General features: G+C 45.1%; 1 protein-coding gene. It reads left to right on the forward strand.

Annotated features, from left to right (window positions below; translation table 11 throughout):
- On the forward strand, positions 1 to 2,277 hold a 2,277-nt coding region (locus IH598_13255; protein ID MBE0639478.1), incomplete at both ends, for a hypothetical protein.

Consider the following 2,277-nt stretch of genomic DNA (forward strand, 5'->3'; position numbering starts at 1 on the left):
TATTGCTTATCTTTTTACGCCTGACATGGGGATCCAAATTGCCGGAGCTGATGGCTCATGGGGAAATTTCATCATCAATAATGCGGGCGCCGTTCAAACGATGGTAAGCGAACATCTTTATTCCTCCGATAGCCTTTCGCGTTACTACCATTTCCAGCACACCGAACCTTCGTGGGCAGTCGTTGGGGCTAAATCTGATTTTGATTACTGTAATTGGGAAATTCAGCTTTACAACAACACAAACTTCAACCAAAATCCGGCCTTTTCTTCAACTTTTGACGGCATTACCAATTTTATGGTTGTGGATGGAAACCATTATCCATCCTCGCTGAGAGGCATTAAAATAAAACCATTGGACGGCCATCGCCCCGTACAACTGGAATATGAAGGGGGTAATGAAAACCTGGTGTTTGGCTCAAATGGCCCCTACGCCTGGAATACGAGCGAAATTGTGGAAATGAAAGAAATTCACCTTACCCCGGGAAGGTATTATTTTGAGTTAGAAACAACTTCAGGCTGGCCTGACCTGGGAATGGCACTCTATGGTTCGACGGATGGCATCTACCTTAAACCACAAACTTTTAACATTGCTTACTCAAATTACGCATCCGGCGCCGGCCTGGAATCTTTCACCGTAAACATCACCCAGGAAGATGATTATGGTTTGTGCGTTTTCTCGAACCGCCATGAAACTGGAAACTATAAAATAAAAATCCTTAATGCCTGGATCTGGACAGGTGCAGTATCGTCGAACTGGCATGAGCCGGGCAATTGGAATACAAACCTGGTTCCTGACAACTTGTCCAATGTTGTGATTACAGGTGACGGCTATGACCCGATTATATCGGAATCCTTCGCTATGTGCGCTGATCTTAACATTCTGAATGCCGGAAGGCTCAGATTAAACGGAAACAACCTTATGGTGACAGGTAACCTCTATCTCCATGGCTGGCTTTTGATCCTCAATCCCGATAATAGAGTAGATTGCGACGGTGATATCGTGGCAGAGCAATACAGCTATTTGGAAATGACTCCCGGATCGGGAATTAATGCTTTTGGCGACTGGACATTTGGGGAGAACTCAAATATTCTGCTCAACAGCGGTTTCGTGGATTTCAGGGGAAGCTTCAACTCAACGATTTATTGCCTTTCGGAAACCTCAAGGTTTTACGATTTGAAAATCAGCAAAATGAGCGGCGCAACAGTCAGGTATGACAATCACATCGGAATTCAGCCGTTGAGGGTTAAAAATGAATTCCTGATCAATTTTGGTGGTACATTTATTCAATCGGCCATGCACACCGTGATAATTGATGGAACATTTAACTGTGTTGCTGGCGGAAATTTTTATTTTCAGGATGGAACGGTAAGGTTTGAAAGAGCCGGTGCAGGCGGCTTTTCAATTAACAGCAATACCGGAAGTTATTTCAACGATGTTGTAGTGAGTGTTGGCGATTGGTTAGGCTTGGCCAGCGATATTGAAATACGGGGAGATTTGCTGATTGAGGAAGGAACATTTAAGACAAACGGTCATGATGTTTACATCAAAGGCAACTGGACAAACAATGCAACTTTTAATCACGGAAATTCAAGGGTTATCTTCAATGGAACCGGCATACAGGAAGTGCGCGGCGCCAACTTCTGGGAACTGGAGCTGAACAAATCGCTGGGCGAACTGCGTGTTCCGGCCACAACCGTTTCAGTGCAACATTACGACTGGACGCAGGGTACTGTGCGTGTGAACGGGGGCTGGTTTCAGTTAAACGGCCTTGAAGACCCCGGAATTTATGGAACTGTAATTCTGACCAGTGGACAGCTCGATTTGCATCAGCTACCTGATGAATTCCTTGACCTGAACGGAAATTTGCAGATTTCGGGTGGAGAAATGAATATTTACGGAGGCGACGGCGACAGCTACTGGCCCTATTCAGCCAATGCGACCTTTACAATGAGTGACGGAGTGCTCGATTTCAGATCCAACGGATTACGCATCCATAATTCAGCAACCTATTCGTTAACTGAAAATATTACAGGCGGCGTTATCAAAGTCAATGGCGATCTGACAGTGACCCGGACCGATTTTAATCCTGCCGGAGGGAAATTTTTATTCTACGGTTACACCGAAGATGCAACATTATCAGTAACCACAGGAAGCAATCTTTTCAGCCTCGAAGTGGATAAAAGCAGCAAGAAGAAAGCACAGGTAAAGACGTTGACTGCAAGCGGAACTCTCGATCTGAACGGCGATTTTATTCTCGAAGGCGGTAACTTTGAAGC

The sequence above is a fragment of the Bacteroidales bacterium genome (assembly GCA_014860585.1).
Classification (GTDB): Bacteria; Bacteroidota; Bacteroidia; order Bacteroidales; family 4484-276; genus RZYY01.